Genomic DNA, 13,212 nt, shown 5'->3' with positions numbered 1-13,212 from the left:
TCAGTCGCTGACGCGCCGCCGGTACAGCACGGTGGCCAGGGCGAACGACGCCAGCAGCAGGCCGACCGACCAGGCTGTCGCGACCCAGCCCCGGTCACCGATCGGCGTGCCGGTGAGCAGGCCGCGCACGGTCTCGATGACCGGGGTGATCGGCTGGTGCTCGCTGATGCCCCGCAGGAACGGCGGCATGGTCCGCGTCGGCACGAACGCGCTGCTCAAGTAGGGCAGGAACAGCATGAAGAAGCTCAACGCGCTGGCCGACTCGACCGACCTGGCCACCGCGCCCAACCCCGCCGCCAGCCACGACAGCGCCAGCACGAACAGCAGGAGCAACCCCACCGCGGCCAGCCACTCCAGCGGTGACGCGGACGGGCGGAAGCCCATCGCGACGGCCGCGCCGACCACGATCGTGGTGGACAGGGCGTTGCGGGCGACGCTGGCGGCCACGTGCCCGGTCAGCACGGCGAAGCTGCTGATGGGCATGGAGCGCAGGCGGTCGATCATGCCGCCGTTCACGTCGTCGGCCACCGACATCGCGGTGGACGCGGCCCCGAAACCGCTGCACAGCAGGATGATCCCGGGCACCACGTAGTTGATGTACGCGGTGCCGGTCTCGATCGCGCCGCCGAAGACGTAGACGAACAGCGCCATCATCAGCAGCGGCAGGACGATGGACATGATCAGCGTGTCGAGGTTGCGCCTGCCCAGGCGGACGCTGCGGTCGATCATCGTCATCGAGTCGGCGAACGCGTGGCTCATGCCGGCACTCCTTCACGGGTGGTCAGGGCGAGGAAGACGTCGTCGAGGGTCGGGCGGTGCGACGAGACCTGCGCGGGCTCGGCGGACGCGGCGCGCAGGTGGTCCAGCACCCGGTGCAGGTGCGCGGCCGTGCCGTCGGACGGGAGGCCGAGCACCAGCCGCTCGCGGTCGGCGGACCCGCCGAGCGACGCGGCGGCGACGTCGAGCGCGGCGACCGAGGTGAAGCGGAGGTCCAGGCGGTCGCCGCCGACCCTGGCCTTGAGGTCGTCGGCGGTGCCCTGGGCGGCGACCTTCCCCCGGTCCAGCACCATGATCCGGTCCGCGAGGCGGTCGGCCTCCTCCAGGTACTGGGTGGTGAGGAAGATCGTGGTGCCGGTGCGGACCAGGTCGCGAATGGCGTCCCACATGGTCGTGCGGCTGGCCGGGTCCAGGCCGGTGGTCGGCTCGTCCAGGAAGATCACCCGCGGCTCGGCGACCAGGCTCATGGCCAGGTCCAGCCGCCGGCGCATGCCCCCGGAGTAGGTCTTGACCCGCCGGTCGCCGGCGTCGACCAGGTCGAACCGCTCCAGCAGCGCGGCGGCCCGCCTCCTCGCCCCCGACCGGCCCAGGTGCATCAGCCTGCCGATCATGACCAGGTTCTCCCGGCCGGTCTGCTCGGCGTCCACGGCCGCGTACTGGCCGGTCAGGCTGATCACGCCGCGCACCTCGGCCGGTTCGCGCACCACGTCGAACCCGGCCACCCGCAGGCGCCCGCCGTCCGGGCGCGAGAGCGTGGACAGGATCCGGATCGTGGTCGTCTTGCCCGCGCCGTTGGGACCGAGCAACGCGAAGATCGACCCCTCGGCGACCTCCAGGTCCAGCCCGTCCAGCACCGCGGTCGAGCCGTACGCCTTGCGCAGGCCGCTCACCTCGATGATCATCACGTCCCCCTTATGTGTATCAGGTACGCCTAAGAGCGTAGCTCATACGCACTTTAAAGAGGAAGCCCTAGACTCGACCCCGGCGGAGACGAGAGGGTGGAGATGACCGACGAGAACGGCCTACCGGCGGACGTCGCCCTGCTCTGGGGCCTGCGCGAGGCGCCGCGACGCGGCCGGAAGCCCTCCCTGACCGTCGACGACATCACCCGGGCCGCGATCGAGGTCGCCGACGCCGAAGGGCTCGGCGCGGTGTCGATGGCCAGGGTGGCCAAGCACCTCGGCAACTCCACGATGGCGCTCTACCGGTACGTGGACAGCAAGGAATCCCTGCTCAAGCTGATGTCCGACGCCGCCCTGGACGACCCGCCGGAGCTGCCGGCGGACGGCGACTGGCGGTCCGGCCTCACGCTGTGGACGCACAGCGTGCTCGCCTCGCTGCGCAAGCACCCCTGGTACACCCGCATCCCGCTGCACGGACCGCCGATCGGACCGCGCAACCTGGCCTGGTTCGACAGCGGGTTGCGCGCGCTCACCGGCACACCGCTGGAGGAGGCCGAGAAGGTCGGCGTCGTGATGGGGCTGATCACGTTCGTGCACGGCCAGCTGCGGTTCAGCGTGGAGCTGGAGGAGGGCTTCCAGGGCAACCCGGACGCGTTCGGGCAGTCGTACGGGCGGGCGCTGCGGGCGGTGGTCGACCCGCGCCGGATGCCCGCGCTGGACCGGGTCGTCGCCGCGGGCGTCTTCGAGCCGGGCGACGTCGCCTACGACCAGAGCGACATCGACGCCGACTTCACGTCCGGCCTGGACTTCTACCTGGACGGCGTGGCCGCCCACCTGGCCCGACGGGGGTGATGGTGCTGCGGGGCCGGTCGGGGCCCCGCAGCACCGGAGGATCACCGCCGACCGGCGTCGACCGGCGTCGCCCGCTGCCGCACGGGCGCGTCGGCCGCCATGACCGCGAGGCCGGCGGTGATCAGGACCAGGTTCTTGACCACGAACTCACCCGTCATGGTCAGCAGCAGCGGGTTGCCCGCCTGGAACGCGACGGACGGCTGCACGACGAGCGTCGAGAACGTGCCGATCAGGTGCAGCACCACCAGCAGCGCCACCCAGCGCAACCGGCGGCCCACCACCAGGGCGAGCCCCAGCACCACCTCGACCACGCCGAGGGCCGGCACGAAGGCGCCCGGGTCCAGCCACGGGACGGTGTGCGCGACCAGCTCCGCGACCGGCGTCGTGCCGGTCACCTTGAGGGCGCCGAACCACACGAAGACAACGCCGAGGGAGCCCCGCAGGAGCGGGGTGCTCAGCGTCCGCAGGGTGTTCGCGGGCGCCTCCGGACGGGACGAGAACTCCGCCATCCACATCACTTCCTTCGTGAGCGGGTCCACGTCGACCCGCTTCCGGAACGGACTGGGAGCGCTCCCAGAACTGTAACGGTAAGGACACGCGTTGTGAAGGATCGATTCCACCCCGTTCCGGATGGAGCCGGCGACCGGCCGTGGCGCTCGCCCGTTCGGGCCGGCTCACCAGGTCCGGCTCACCAGGTCCGGAACTCGCCCGCCCCCACCGGCCCGCCGAACAGCGCGCCCGTGCCCGCCACGGCTCCCGCGGCCCGCCACCACCCGGCCCGCTCCGCCGAGTCCAGCCCGTCGACCAGCACCCGCGCACCGGCGCGGTGGGTCAGCGGCACCAGCCCGGCCAGGAACTCCGCCTCGCCCCTGGCCTGCCGCTCGACCAGCCTGCGCGCCACCCGGACCCACCTGACCGGCAGCTCCGAGGCCGCCGCCAGGTCGTCCGGCCCGAGCCCGAAGTCGTCCAGCGACGTGCCCACGCCCAGCTCGGCCAGCACCGTCAGGTTGTCCACCGCCTCCGGCTCGGACAGCGCCCGGACCGGCATCCCGACCGTCAACCGGGACGCGGGCAGCCCGGTGTCGTCCAACACCCTCCGCACCCGGCGGACCAGATCGCCATCACCCGATTGGTGGCGGGTCAACCCGACGTGCAGCGGTGCGGTGAACCCCGACCGCGCCTGGGCCCACCACCGCAGCTGGCCGCACGCGGTGGCCAGCTGCCACTCGCCCAGCGGCAGGATCAGGCCGGTCCGCTCGGCCAGCCCGGCGCACGCCTCGTGGTCGAGGCTCCCGCCGTCGTCGCGGTCCCAGTGCAGCCGGGCCGCCACGCCGACCAGGGCGCCGTCGGCCAGCCCGACCAGCGGCTGGTAGCGCACGCCCACCTCGCCCTGCTCCCACGCGCCCGGCAGGGCGACGGCGAGCGAGTCCGACCGCCGCTCGGTCTCGTCCTGGCCCGGGTGGTGCAGCTCCCACTGGCCGCGCCGGCCCGACTTCGCCCGCCGCAGCGCCTGCTCCGCGGCCCGCATCACGTCCTCCGGGCCCCAGTCCGGCGGCGGTCGGCGCACCACGCCGACGCTGACCGACACGGCCAGCCCGCGGTCGTCGAAGTACACCGGCTCGGACAGCTCTCGGTTGATCTCGGTGACGGTGGTCGCGACGTCCGGCGTGGTCGCGGTGTTCTCGACCAGGATGGCGAACTCGTCGCCCTCGAACCGCGCCACCATCGCCTTCTCCCGCGCCACCACGGCCTTCAGCCGCTGCGCGACGTGCACCAGCAGCCGTTCGCCGGTCTGCCTGCCGAGGCTGTTGCACACCATGCCGAAGGCGTCGATGTCGAGGTGGAACACCGTCACGCCGCGCACCGGGTCGGCCCGGCGCAGCGCGCTCTCCAGGTGGGTGGTGAAGAACTGCCGGTTCGGCAGCCCGGTCGACACGTCGTGCAGCGCCTGCCGGTTCAGCTCGGACTGCAGCAGCATCAGCTCGGTGCCGTCCTCGATCACGGCCACGAAGTGGCCTGGCTGGTCGCCCGGACCGCGCAGCAGCGACACCGTCAGCGAGATCCGCGCGACGTCGCCGTCCTTGCGCAGCAACCGCTGCGCCTGCCGGACCCGCTCCTGCCCGCCCTCGACCAGGCCGCGCATCGCCTCGTCCAGCACCCGCGCCGAGTCCGGGTGCACCAGGTCGCGCAGCGCCAGGCCGGTCAGCTCCTCGGTCGTGTAGCCGAGGATGTCGCCGATCGCCGCGTTGGCGCGCACCAGCCGACCGTCCGGGTCGACCACCAGGATGCCGCTGGCGGACGAGGTGGCGACCTCCTCGAAGCGCGCCTCGCTCTCCCGCAGGTTCCACTGCGCGTCGCGGACCGCCTTGAGCAGCGACAGCTGCATGGACTCCTGCTGCTCGAACACCGCGCGCCTGCTCGCCGCCAGGAAGCCGGACGACAGCGAGCCGAGCACGGCCACGATCGGCTCGGCGTAGCGCTCGACGGGCTGGAACTCCGGCAGCGCGAGCAGGCCCTTGCCGAGCACGTCCAGGCTGACCCGCAGGCCGTCCTCGACCACGTAGCCCAGCTCGACCAGGCTCCGGCCGATCTGCTCGGCCGACCGGGCGGGCGGTGGCGAGGCGGACGACGCGGCGTGGACGGCCGCGCACACCTCGTCGAGGCGTTCGCCCATTTCGCGGTCGAGTTCGGCCCTGTTCAGCGCGATGACGACGACTTCGCTGAGCAGGTACGACCACTTCCGGGCGAGCAGTTCACGACCCTGTTCGGGTGGTGACGCGCCCTCCGGTCTACGACTGGGGGTGGGCATTCCCGTTGCCTTGCTGTGATATTGAGGATTCGCGGCAGTTTACCCACCCCCCACTGGCCAACGCTCGACCGGAAGTGTGAATCTCGAACACTCAACGTGACTTTCGGCGAACCATTTCACAGTTTCCGTCCGACGCCCGCGTACACCAGCATGTTCATGTCCGGCTGCCCGGCGATGTCGCCGGGTCCGCCCGGTCGCCATTCGCCGCAGCCGACCAGTCCCGGTTCGACCAGGTCGAAACCGTCGAACAACTCGGCCACCTCGGCGTGCGAGCGCAGGTTGACCTGGTCCGGGCTGTTGCTCCGCTTGATGGCGTCGGTCGCCTCGGTCAGGCCGTCCCCCTGGTTGTCCGCGGTGGCGTGGGTGACGGCCAGGTAGCTGCCGGGCGCGAGCGCGTCGCGGTAGCGGGCGACCAGCGAGCGCGGGTCGGCCGAGTCCGGCACCCAGTGCAGCATCAGCAGCATGAGCAGCCCGATCGGCTGGTCGAAGTCCAGCAGCCGGCGGGCCGCTTCGCTGCCCAGGACGGCCTCCGGCTCGCGCATGTCTGCCTGCACGACGGCCGCGCCGTCGTTCGTGACCAGCATCAACTCGCTGTGCGCGACGGCCACGGGGTCGCGGTCGACGTACAGCACGCGGGAGCCGGGCGCCTGCGCCTGGGCGACCTCGTGCACGTTGCCGACGGTCGGGATGCCGGAGCCGATGTCGAGGAACTGGCGCACGCCGCGGTCCACCATGAACCGCACGACGCGGCCGAGGAACGCCCGGTTGACCCGCGCCGCGTGCCGCAGGCCGGGCATGGTGGCCTCGATGTGGTCGCCGAGCGCGCGGTCGACGGCGAAGTTGTGCGCGCCGCCGAGCATGTAGTCGTAGGTCCGGGCAATGCTCGGCACGGAAATGTCCACGCCGGATGGAATCCATTCGCCCTGCGTCATCTGCGAACACCTTCTTCACGTCCGGGAGGCGGACAGTACCGGCTGGACGGCACGCGTACTCAGTCGCCTGTTAGTGTGACACCAACCCACCCGAATGGGCGCTGTCAACCTCCGCCGAACGGGTCCTAGGGTAGGCCGTCCCATTCGGTGGTCGACAGGAGCGGACATGAGTGTCCCGGTGGCTCCCGGCCGCCTGCCATTCCTCGGGCACACCGCGGCGATGTTGCGCCGAAGGCACCGGTTCACCTCATCACTGCGCGATCACGGCGACGTGGTGGGAGTCGACCTGGGCCCGCTGCGGACTTATTTCGTGACCACTCCTCAGCTTGCGCACCAAGTGCTGGTCACCGATGCCGCGCGGTTCCGCAAAGGCGCGATGTTCGACAAGTTCCGCCCCTACCTGGGCAATGGCCTGCTGCTTTCCGACGGACCGTTCCACCTGCGGCAGCGGCGGATGGTCCAGCCCGCCTTCCACCGCGAGCGGATCGCCCGCTACGCCGGGATGATGACGCGCGCCGTCGCCAACCTGACCTCGTCCTGGGCGCCCGGCGAGGTGCGGGTGGTGGAGGACGACATGCAGGGCCTGGCGGTCACCGTCGTCGGCGAGGCGCTGTTCTCCACCGAGCTCGGGCAGCGGGTGATCGCCGAGGTGCGGCGGTCCGTGTTCGTGGTGATCCAGCAGGGCATGGTGCGCGCGCTGTCGCCGTCGTTCGCGGAACGGCTGCCGCTGCCGGGCCACCGCGAGTTCGACCGGGCCATCGCGCGGATGCGCGCCATCGTGCTGGAGGTCATCGCGGGCAGGCGGGCCGAGGGCGCTCGCGACCACGGGGACCTGCTGTCGACGTTGCTGCGCGCGCAGGACGAGTCCGGCGACGGGATGACCGACCAGCAGACCCACGACGAGGTGCTGACCCTGCTCACCGCGGGCATCGAGACCACGGCGCTGGCGCTGGCCTGGTCGTTCCACGAGGTGGCCCGGCACCCGGAGGTCGAGCGGCGGCTGGTCGCCGAGGTGGACGAGGTGCTGGGCGGCCGACCGGTCCGGTTCGACGACGTGCCCCGGCTGACGTACACGGCGGCCGTGGTCAACGAGGTGCTGCGGATGTACCCGGTGTGGATCCTGATGCGCCGGGCCACCGCGCCGGTCGACCTCGGCGGGGTGCGGTTACCCACGGGCGCCGAGGTCGTCGTGAGCCCGCACGCCCTGCACCACGACCCGGCGTCCTTCCCCGAGCCGCACCGGTTCCACCCCGAGCGGTGGTTGACCGGCCCCGACGTGCCGCGCGGCGCGTTCATCCCGTTCGCCGCGGGCGCGCGCCAGTGCGTCGGGAACCTGTTCGCCCAGGTGGAGATCATGATCACCCTCGTCACCGTGCTCGCGCGGTGGCGGCTCGTCCCGGTGCCCGGCAGGCCCGTGCGCACCAGGTTCACGTCCGCCGCCTACCCCAGCGGTCTGCTGATGACGGCGGTCCCCCGTTGACGTTGTGGAGGTTGTCCAGTCGTGCGTAGGTCGCGATCCCGGTTGTCCGCGGTCACGAAGTCGCTCGTCGTGGCGTTGCTGGCCGCGGTCATGGCGCCCGTGCCGCCCGCGAGCGCCGCGGCTGTGGAGTGCGAGGAGCTGCGGGTGCCGGTGAGGGTGCTCGGCGCGCCGCACACCATGCACGGCACGCTGTGCACGCCCGCGGGCGCGTCCACCGTGCAGGTGCTGATCCCCGGTGGCACGTACAACAGCTCTTACTGGGACATCTCGTACTCGCCGGCCACCCGGTCGTACCGGCAGGCCATGAACCGGGCCGGGATCGCGACGCTGGCCGTCGACCGGCTCGGCACCGGGCGCAGCTCGCGGCCGTTGAGCGCGCTGGTGACCGCGACGACCCAGGCGCAGGCCGTGCACCAGGTCGTCCGGGCGGTGCGGCCGCGGTTCGGGAAGGTGGTCGTCGGCGGGCACTCGATCGGCTCGGCGATGGCGATGATCGAGGCCGGGCTGCACCACGACGTGGACGGCGTGCTGGTCACCGGGTTCACCCACCGGATGAACCTCGTCACCGTCGTGCCGGTGCTGGCGGGGATGATCCCGGCGGCGCTCGACCCGCGGCTGGACCGGTTCGGCCTGGACCTGGGCTACCTGACGACCGCGCCCGGCACCCGGTTCGGCGCGTTCCACTCCCCCGGGCCGCGGGTGCCCGGGGCGATCGACGCGGACGAGGCCGCGAAGGACGTGTTCGCCGCGTCCGAGGCGGTGGACACGATCGCGCTGAACAACGTGGTCATCCCGTTCACCCGGCTGATCGACGTGCCGGTGATGGTGGCGGTGGGCCGGGGCGACACCCACTTCTGCGGCAGCCCGCTGGGCAGCGACTGCGCGTCGGCGGAGGCGTTGCGGGCGTCGGAGGCGCCGTTCTTCTCGGGCGCGGCCCGGCTGCACACCTACGTGCTCGACGGCTACGGCCACGCGATCAACTACGCCCCCAACGCCCCCGACCTGCACGCCGCCGTCGTGGCCTGGACCAACACCCTCTAACCCACGAGAGTCCTACGTCCAGAACGCGAGAGTCCTACGTCCAGAGCACGTGAGTTCAACGCTGAGCGTTGAACTCACCGGTGCTGGATGTAGGACTCTCGCACTTGGGGGGTTGGACTCTCGCGCGGGGGGATCACTTGTCGCCCAACGACTCCAGCACCTGCTTCAGGGTGTCCGCCAACGCCGCCCGCTCCCGCTTCGTCAACGCCCCGAGCAGGCGGTCCTCCGTGGCGAGGTGGTCGGGTAGGACTTGATCGACCAGTTCGCGACCGGCGTCGGTGAGCGCCACGACCACGCCCCGGCCGTCGTGCTCGTTCGGCGTCCGGGCGACGAGGCCGCGGGCTTCGAGGCGGTCGAGCCGCTGGGTGACCGCGCCCGAGGTGACCATCGACGCCCGCATCAGCTCGGTCGGCGTCAGCCGGTGCGGCGGCGCGCTGCGGCGCAGGGTGGCCAGCACGTCGAACGACGGCCGGTCGAGGTCGTGCCGGGCGAACGTGCGGCCCAGCTCGCCGTCGACCAGCCGGGCCAGCCTGCTGAGCCTGCCGATCACCGCCATCGGCGAGACGTCGAGGTCGGGCCGCTGCGCCCGCCACTGACCGAGGACCAGGTCGACGTGATCTGCCACCGAACTAGCTTAGCGGTGAGGTAAGTCACCCCGGAGATACCTTAGCGATGAGCTACTTTGTCTTAGTGCTAAGCAAATGGGTGACCGCGCTCGCCCCCGCCGCGTGGGGCACGACGTACTACGTCACCACCGAGCACCTGCCGCCGGACCGGCCGCTGCTGGCGGGCCTGCTGCGGGCGCTGCCCGCCGGGTTGCTGCTGGTCGCGCTCACCCGCAGGCTGCCGCACGGCGACTGGTGGTGGCGTTCGCTGGTGCTCGGCACGCTCAACATCGGCGCGTTCCTGCCGCTGTTGTTCCTGGCCGCGTACCGGCTGCCGGGCGGTGTCGCGGCGACCGTCGGCGCGGTGCAGCCGCTGGTGGTCGCCGGGCTGGCGGTGGCGCTGCTCGGGCAGCGGCTGCGGACGCGCACGGCGCTCGCCGGGATCGCGGGCGTCGTCGGCGTCGCGCTGCTGGTGCTGCGGGCCGACGCCCGGCTGGACGCGGTCGGCGTGGCGGCGGCGCTCGGCGGCGCGGTGGTGATGGCGGTGGGCGTCGTGCTGAGCAAGCGCTGGACCTCGCCCGCGCCGCTGCTGGCCGTGACGGGGTGGCAGCTGGTGGCGGGCGGACTGGTGCTGCTGCCGGTGACGTTGCTGGTCGAGGGCGTGCCGCCGGCGCTCACCGCGTCGAACGTCGGCGGCTTCGCGTACCTGGGCGTCGTCGGCGGCGCGCTGTCCTACGCCCTGTGGTTCCGCGGCATCCGGGTGCTGGCCGCCACCCGGGTCACGTTCCTCGGCCTGCTCAGCCCGGTCGTGGCCACGCTCGTCGGCTGGCTGGTGCTGGACCAGGGGTTGACCGCGTCGCAGGTGCTCGGCGCGGTGGTGGTGCTGGGCGCGCTCGTCGCGGCTCAGGTGAGGACAGCGGACAAGGAGGAGGACAACCGTGCGGATCACCGTGTTCGGAGCCTTCGGTGACGTCGGCCGCCGGGTGGTCGCGGAGGCACGGCCACGCTCCTCACGCCGCACGGGCACGCGGTCGAGGAGGCGCCGGACTTCCCGGAGGCGTTGAAGCCGATCGCGCGGGCGTGCGCCGGGCAGCCGTCGGGTACTGACGCGCAGAGGGGGCGGACCCGTCGCGGGTCCGCCCCCTCCCGTCACGTCACGCCAGTTCGGCGCACGTCTTGGCGTCCGGGTCGGCCGCCGCCTTCGGCACCCACCGCACGTTCGCGAACGACGCCTGGAACGCGCCCTCGGTGTAGACCAGGAACGGCGTGTTGACGTTCTCCAGGTCCAGCCCGCCCTGCCCGAAGCAGGAGATCGGGATCTTCACCGTCGACTTCACGCCGGTCGGCAGGCCGGTGAACACCCCGGTCGCGTTGACCTCGGCGAAGCACGGGTACTGGCAGTGCGTGCTCACCACGGTCCGCGCCGCGGGCGCCTGGTGCACGATCACGTCGAACACCAGCGCCGCGTTCGCGTTGAGGTACCCGCGCAGGTCGGAGCCGCCCGCCGGGTCCTGGAGGTAGAGCTGGCCCGGCCCGGTGCCGGTCCACGTCGTCTTCATCGCGTCGCCCTGCACGTTGACGTCCGCCGGCACGACGTTGATCTCGCCGTGCGCGGCCTCGCCGTCGGGGCCCAGCTCGGTGCCGCCCCAGTTCTCCGGCGAGCCGATGAAGCTCTTGTACGGCGCGACGTCGGTCCGGACGTGCACCTCCAGGTCCTCGGTCGCGGTGCCGCCGCCGCCGTTGCCGGAGCAGCCGAACTCGGGCGAGGACTCGTCCAGCTGCCCGAGGTCGCCGGTCTGCCAGGAGCGCAGGCCGTAACCCGGCTTGAACAGCGGGTCGTACCCCTCCGCGCCCGGGTTCAGCGGGGTCTGGCAGGCGCTGCGCGGCCACGAGAACGACAGCGCGCCGGTGAAGCCGGGGTACGTGTGCCGACCGCGGACCAGCAGGTCGGCCACGCCGCCGCCCTCGGTGCCGGGCAGCCACGCCGCCACGAACGCGTCCGAGCGGTTCAGCTCCTTGTTGACGTGCAGCGGGCGGCCGGACACGTAGACCGTGACGACCGGCGCGCCCTTGCCGCTGACCTTGTCCAGCACGGCCAGGTCGTTCGGGTAGAGCTTCGCCGCCTCCAGCGAGCGCTTGCCGATGTCGCCGACGCCCTCCGCGTACGGGGTCTCGCCGATCACCGCGATCACCGCGTCGAACCCGGCCGGGTCGACGTCGCCGGTCTCGCTGAAGACCACGTTCCGCTCGCCGAGCGCTTCCCTGAGCCCGCCGAGGATGGTGGTGCCGTTGGGGAAGTCGGCGTTGGTGTTGCCGGTGCCCTGCCAGGTCAGCGTCCAGCCGCCGGTCTGGTTCTGCAGGCTGTCCGCGCTCTTGCCGACGACCAGCACCTTCGACCGCGGGCTCAGCGGCAGCACCCGGTCGTCGTTCTTGAGCAGCACCTGGGACTCGCGCACGGCTTCCCGGGCCAGCTTGCGAGCCTCCAGCGCGTCGGCCCTGCCCGCGTGGTCGCGCCGCGACGGCTTCTCGCCGTCCAGCACGCCCGAGCGGAGCTTGACGCGCAGGATGCGGGTCACCGCGTCGTCGATCCGGGCCATCGGGATCTGGCCGCCCTCGACCTGGGCGATCGTGTTGGCGATGAACGCCTTCCAGTCGTTGGGCACCATCACCACGTCGATGCCCGCGTTGATCGCCTGCGGGCAGCTGGCGTTGGTGCAGCCCGCGACCTGGCCGATGCCGTTCCAGTCGGAGACCACCAGGCCGTCGAAGCCCATCTTGCCCTTGAGGATGTCGTCCACCGCGAGCTTGCTGCCGTGCAGCTTGCCCTCGTCGATGCCGTGCTCCTCGTTGGTCCAGCTGTTGAACGAGACCATCACGGTCTGGGCCCCGGCGGCCAGCGCGCCGTAGTAGCCCTGGCCGTGCACGTTGATCATCTCGGCCTCGGAGGACGGGTTGACGCCCTGGTCCTTGCCGCCGAGCGTGCCGCCGTCGCCGATGAAGTGCTTGGCGGTGGCGAGCACGTCGACCCGCCGCTTGCCGTTGCCCTGGAGGCCCCGGACGGCCTCGTAGCCGTAGGCGCGGGTGATCCGCGGGTCCTCGGAGTAGCCCTCGTAGGTGCGGCCCCACCGGTCGTCCAGCGGCACGGCCAGGGTCGGCGCGAACGCCCAGTCCTGGCCGGTGGCGCGGATCTGCTCGGCGGTCGCCTCGCTGATGTCCCGGATCAGGCACGGGTCGTGCGCCGCGCCGAGGCCGATGTTGTGCGGGAAGACCGTCGCGCCGTAGACGTTGTTGTTGCCGTGCACGGCGTCGATGCCCCAGATCACCGGCACCTCGGTGCGGCTGGCCTTGGAGGCGTCCCAGTAGGCGTCGGCCAGCGACAACCACGCCTCGGGCGCGGCGTGCTTGTCGCGGTTCGGCCACGAGCCGCCGCCGTTGAGGACCGAGCCGATGCCGTAGTCGCGCACCTCGTCCGGGGTGATCGCGGCGATCTCCGGCTGGGTCATCTGGCCGACCTTCTCGGCCAGCGTCATGTCGGCGAGGATCTTCTTGACGCGCCGCTCGTCGGCCGGGTTGGACTTGACCCGGCTGTCGACCCTCGGCCACTCGGCCAGCTCGGGGAGGTTCTTCTCGATCCGGGCGCACCCGTGCTCGGTGCGCGGCTCACCGATGACCGGCTGGCGTGGTTTCGACTCCGGGGAGGCACTGGCGGCGCCTCCGGTGATGAGACCGGCGGCGAGCACCGCGGCCAGCGCGGCGCTCAGGTGTCTGCGGGACATCGGCGGTTCCGTTCGTCTTCAGGGGCGACGGCTCTGTC

The 13,212-nt window shown here is 72.1% G+C and carries 11 protein-coding genes; 4 read left to right on the top strand and 7 right to left on the bottom strand.

Annotated features, from left to right (window positions below):
- Both AB0F89_RS12560 and AB0F89_RS12555 read right to left on the bottom strand, forming a co-directional pair.
- Positions 1-759 carry an ABC transporter permease gene (locus AB0F89_RS12560; protein ID WP_367135695.1) on the bottom strand — a complete coding sequence of 253 codons (759 nt, stop codon included), beginning with the start codon at positions 757-759 and terminating at the stop codon, positions 1-3.
- On the bottom strand, positions 756-1,679 hold the full coding sequence (locus AB0F89_RS12555; RefSeq protein ID WP_367135693.1) for an ATP-binding cassette domain-containing protein: 924 nt from the start codon (positions 1,677-1,679) through the stop codon (positions 756-758). The genes AB0F89_RS12560 and AB0F89_RS12555 overlap by 4 nt, the downstream gene beginning before the upstream one ends.
- Before the next feature lie 102 nt (positions 1,680-1,781).
- On the opposite strand from AB0F89_RS12555, the gene AB0F89_RS12550 reads away from it, so the two are divergent.
- Positions 1,782-2,531 carry a TetR/AcrR family transcriptional regulator gene (locus tag AB0F89_RS12550; protein WP_367135691.1) on the top strand — a complete coding sequence of 250 codons (750 nt, stop codon included), beginning with the start codon at positions 1,782-1,784 and terminating at the stop codon, positions 2,529-2,531.
- A gap of 41 nt (positions 2,532-2,572) precedes the next feature.
- Here the strand turns inward: AB0F89_RS12550 and AB0F89_RS12545 are convergent, their stop codons facing one another.
- The 3 genes from AB0F89_RS12545 to AB0F89_RS12535 all read right to left on the bottom strand — a co-directional run bounded on the left by AB0F89_RS12545 (position 2,573) and on the right by AB0F89_RS12535 (position 6,272).
- The gene (locus tag AB0F89_RS12545) at positions 2,573-3,070 is read right to left on the bottom strand and encodes a DUF417 family protein (RefSeq protein ID WP_367135689.1); all 498 of its coding nucleotides are present in this window, start codon (positions 3,068-3,070) and stop codon (positions 2,573-2,575) included.
- A 149-nt stretch (positions 3,071-3,219) separates the two neighbouring features.
- The gene (locus tag AB0F89_RS12540; protein ID WP_367135687.1) at positions 3,220-5,340 is read right to left on the bottom strand and encodes a putative bifunctional diguanylate cyclase/phosphodiesterase; all 2,121 of its coding nucleotides are present in this window, start codon (positions 5,338-5,340) and stop codon (positions 3,220-3,222) included.
- Positions 5,341-5,456: 116 nt separating this feature from the next.
- The gene (locus tag AB0F89_RS12535; protein ID WP_367135685.1) at positions 5,457-6,272 is read right to left on the bottom strand and encodes an SAM-dependent methyltransferase; all 816 of its coding nucleotides are present in this window, start codon (positions 6,270-6,272) and stop codon (positions 5,457-5,459) included.
- 166 nt (positions 6,273-6,438) lie between these two features.
- Here AB0F89_RS12535 and AB0F89_RS12530 point away from each other — a divergent pair, with 166 nt between their 5' ends.
- Both AB0F89_RS12530 and AB0F89_RS12525 read left to right on the top strand, forming a co-directional pair.
- Positions 6,439-7,752 (top strand): cytochrome P450, encoded by a 1,314-nt coding sequence (locus AB0F89_RS12530; protein WP_367135683.1) that lies wholly within the window; start codon positions 6,439-6,441, stop codon positions 7,750-7,752.
- A gap of 21 nt (positions 7,753-7,773) precedes the next feature.
- A complete protein-coding gene (locus AB0F89_RS12525; protein WP_367135681.1) occupies positions 7,774-8,793 on the top strand; it encodes an alpha/beta hydrolase in 1,020 nt (339 codons plus the stop codon).
- Between the two features lie 133 nt (positions 8,794-8,926).
- Here the strand turns inward: AB0F89_RS12525 and AB0F89_RS12520 are convergent, their stop codons facing one another.
- The gene (locus AB0F89_RS12520; protein WP_367135679.1) at positions 8,927-9,418 is read right to left on the bottom strand and encodes a MarR family winged helix-turn-helix transcriptional regulator; all 492 of its coding nucleotides are present in this window, start codon (positions 9,416-9,418) and stop codon (positions 8,927-8,929) included.
- Positions 9,419-9,465: 47 nt separating this feature from the next.
- On the opposite strand from AB0F89_RS12520, the gene AB0F89_RS12515 reads away from it, so the two are divergent.
- Positions 9,466-10,368, top strand: a complete 903-nt coding sequence (locus AB0F89_RS12515) for an EamA family transporter (protein WP_367135677.1) — start codon at positions 9,466-9,468, stop codon at positions 10,366-10,368.
- Positions 10,369-10,552: 184 nt separating this feature from the next.
- Here the strand turns inward: AB0F89_RS12515 and AB0F89_RS12510 are convergent, their stop codons facing one another.
- Positions 10,553-13,174, bottom strand: a complete 2,622-nt coding sequence (locus tag AB0F89_RS12510; protein ID WP_367135675.1) for an exo 1,3/1,4-beta-D-glucan glucohydrolase — start codon at positions 13,172-13,174, stop codon at positions 10,553-10,555.
- Positions 13,175-13,212: the final 38 nt, after the last annotated feature.

Source organism: Saccharothrix sp. HUAS TT1, from assembly GCF_040744945.1.
Taxonomy (GTDB): Bacteria; Actinomycetota; Actinomycetes; order Mycobacteriales; family Pseudonocardiaceae; genus Actinosynnema.
Note: the sequence above shows the minus strand (reverse complement) of the source record. Positions and strands in the feature narration are given on the sequence as shown.

What these genes read in the sequence shown, in the direction of transcription:
- AB0F89_RS12560 (WP_367135695.1), bottom strand. Translation starts at nt 759, where the DNA reads ATGAGCCACGCGTTCGCCGACTCGATGACGATGATCGACCGCAGCGTC.
- AB0F89_RS12555 (WP_367135693.1), bottom strand. Translation starts at nt 1,679, where the DNA reads ATGATCATCGAGGTGAGCGGCCTGCGCAAGGCGTACGGCTCGACCGCG.
- AB0F89_RS12550 (WP_367135691.1), top strand. Translation starts at nt 1,782, where the DNA reads ATGACCGACGAGAACGGCCTACCGGCGGACGTCGCCCTGCTCTGGGGC.
- AB0F89_RS12540 (WP_367135687.1), bottom strand. Translation starts at nt 5,340, where the DNA reads ATGCCCACCCCCAGTCGTAGACCGGAGGGCGCGTCACCACCCGAACAG.
- AB0F89_RS12535 (WP_367135685.1), bottom strand. Translation starts at nt 6,272, where the DNA reads ATGACGCAGGGCGAATGGATTCCATCCGGCGTGGACATTTCCGTGCCG.
- AB0F89_RS12530 (WP_367135683.1), top strand. Translation starts at nt 6,439, where the DNA reads ATGAGTGTCCCGGTGGCTCCCGGCCGCCTGCCATTCCTCGGGCACACC.
- AB0F89_RS12515 (WP_367135677.1), top strand. Translation starts at nt 9,466, where the DNA reads ATGAGCTACTTTGTCTTAGTGCTAAGCAAATGGGTGACCGCGCTCGCC.
- AB0F89_RS12510 (WP_367135675.1), bottom strand. Translation starts at nt 13,174, where the DNA reads ATGTCCCGCAGACACCTGAGCGCCGCGCTGGCCGCGGTGCTCGCCGCC.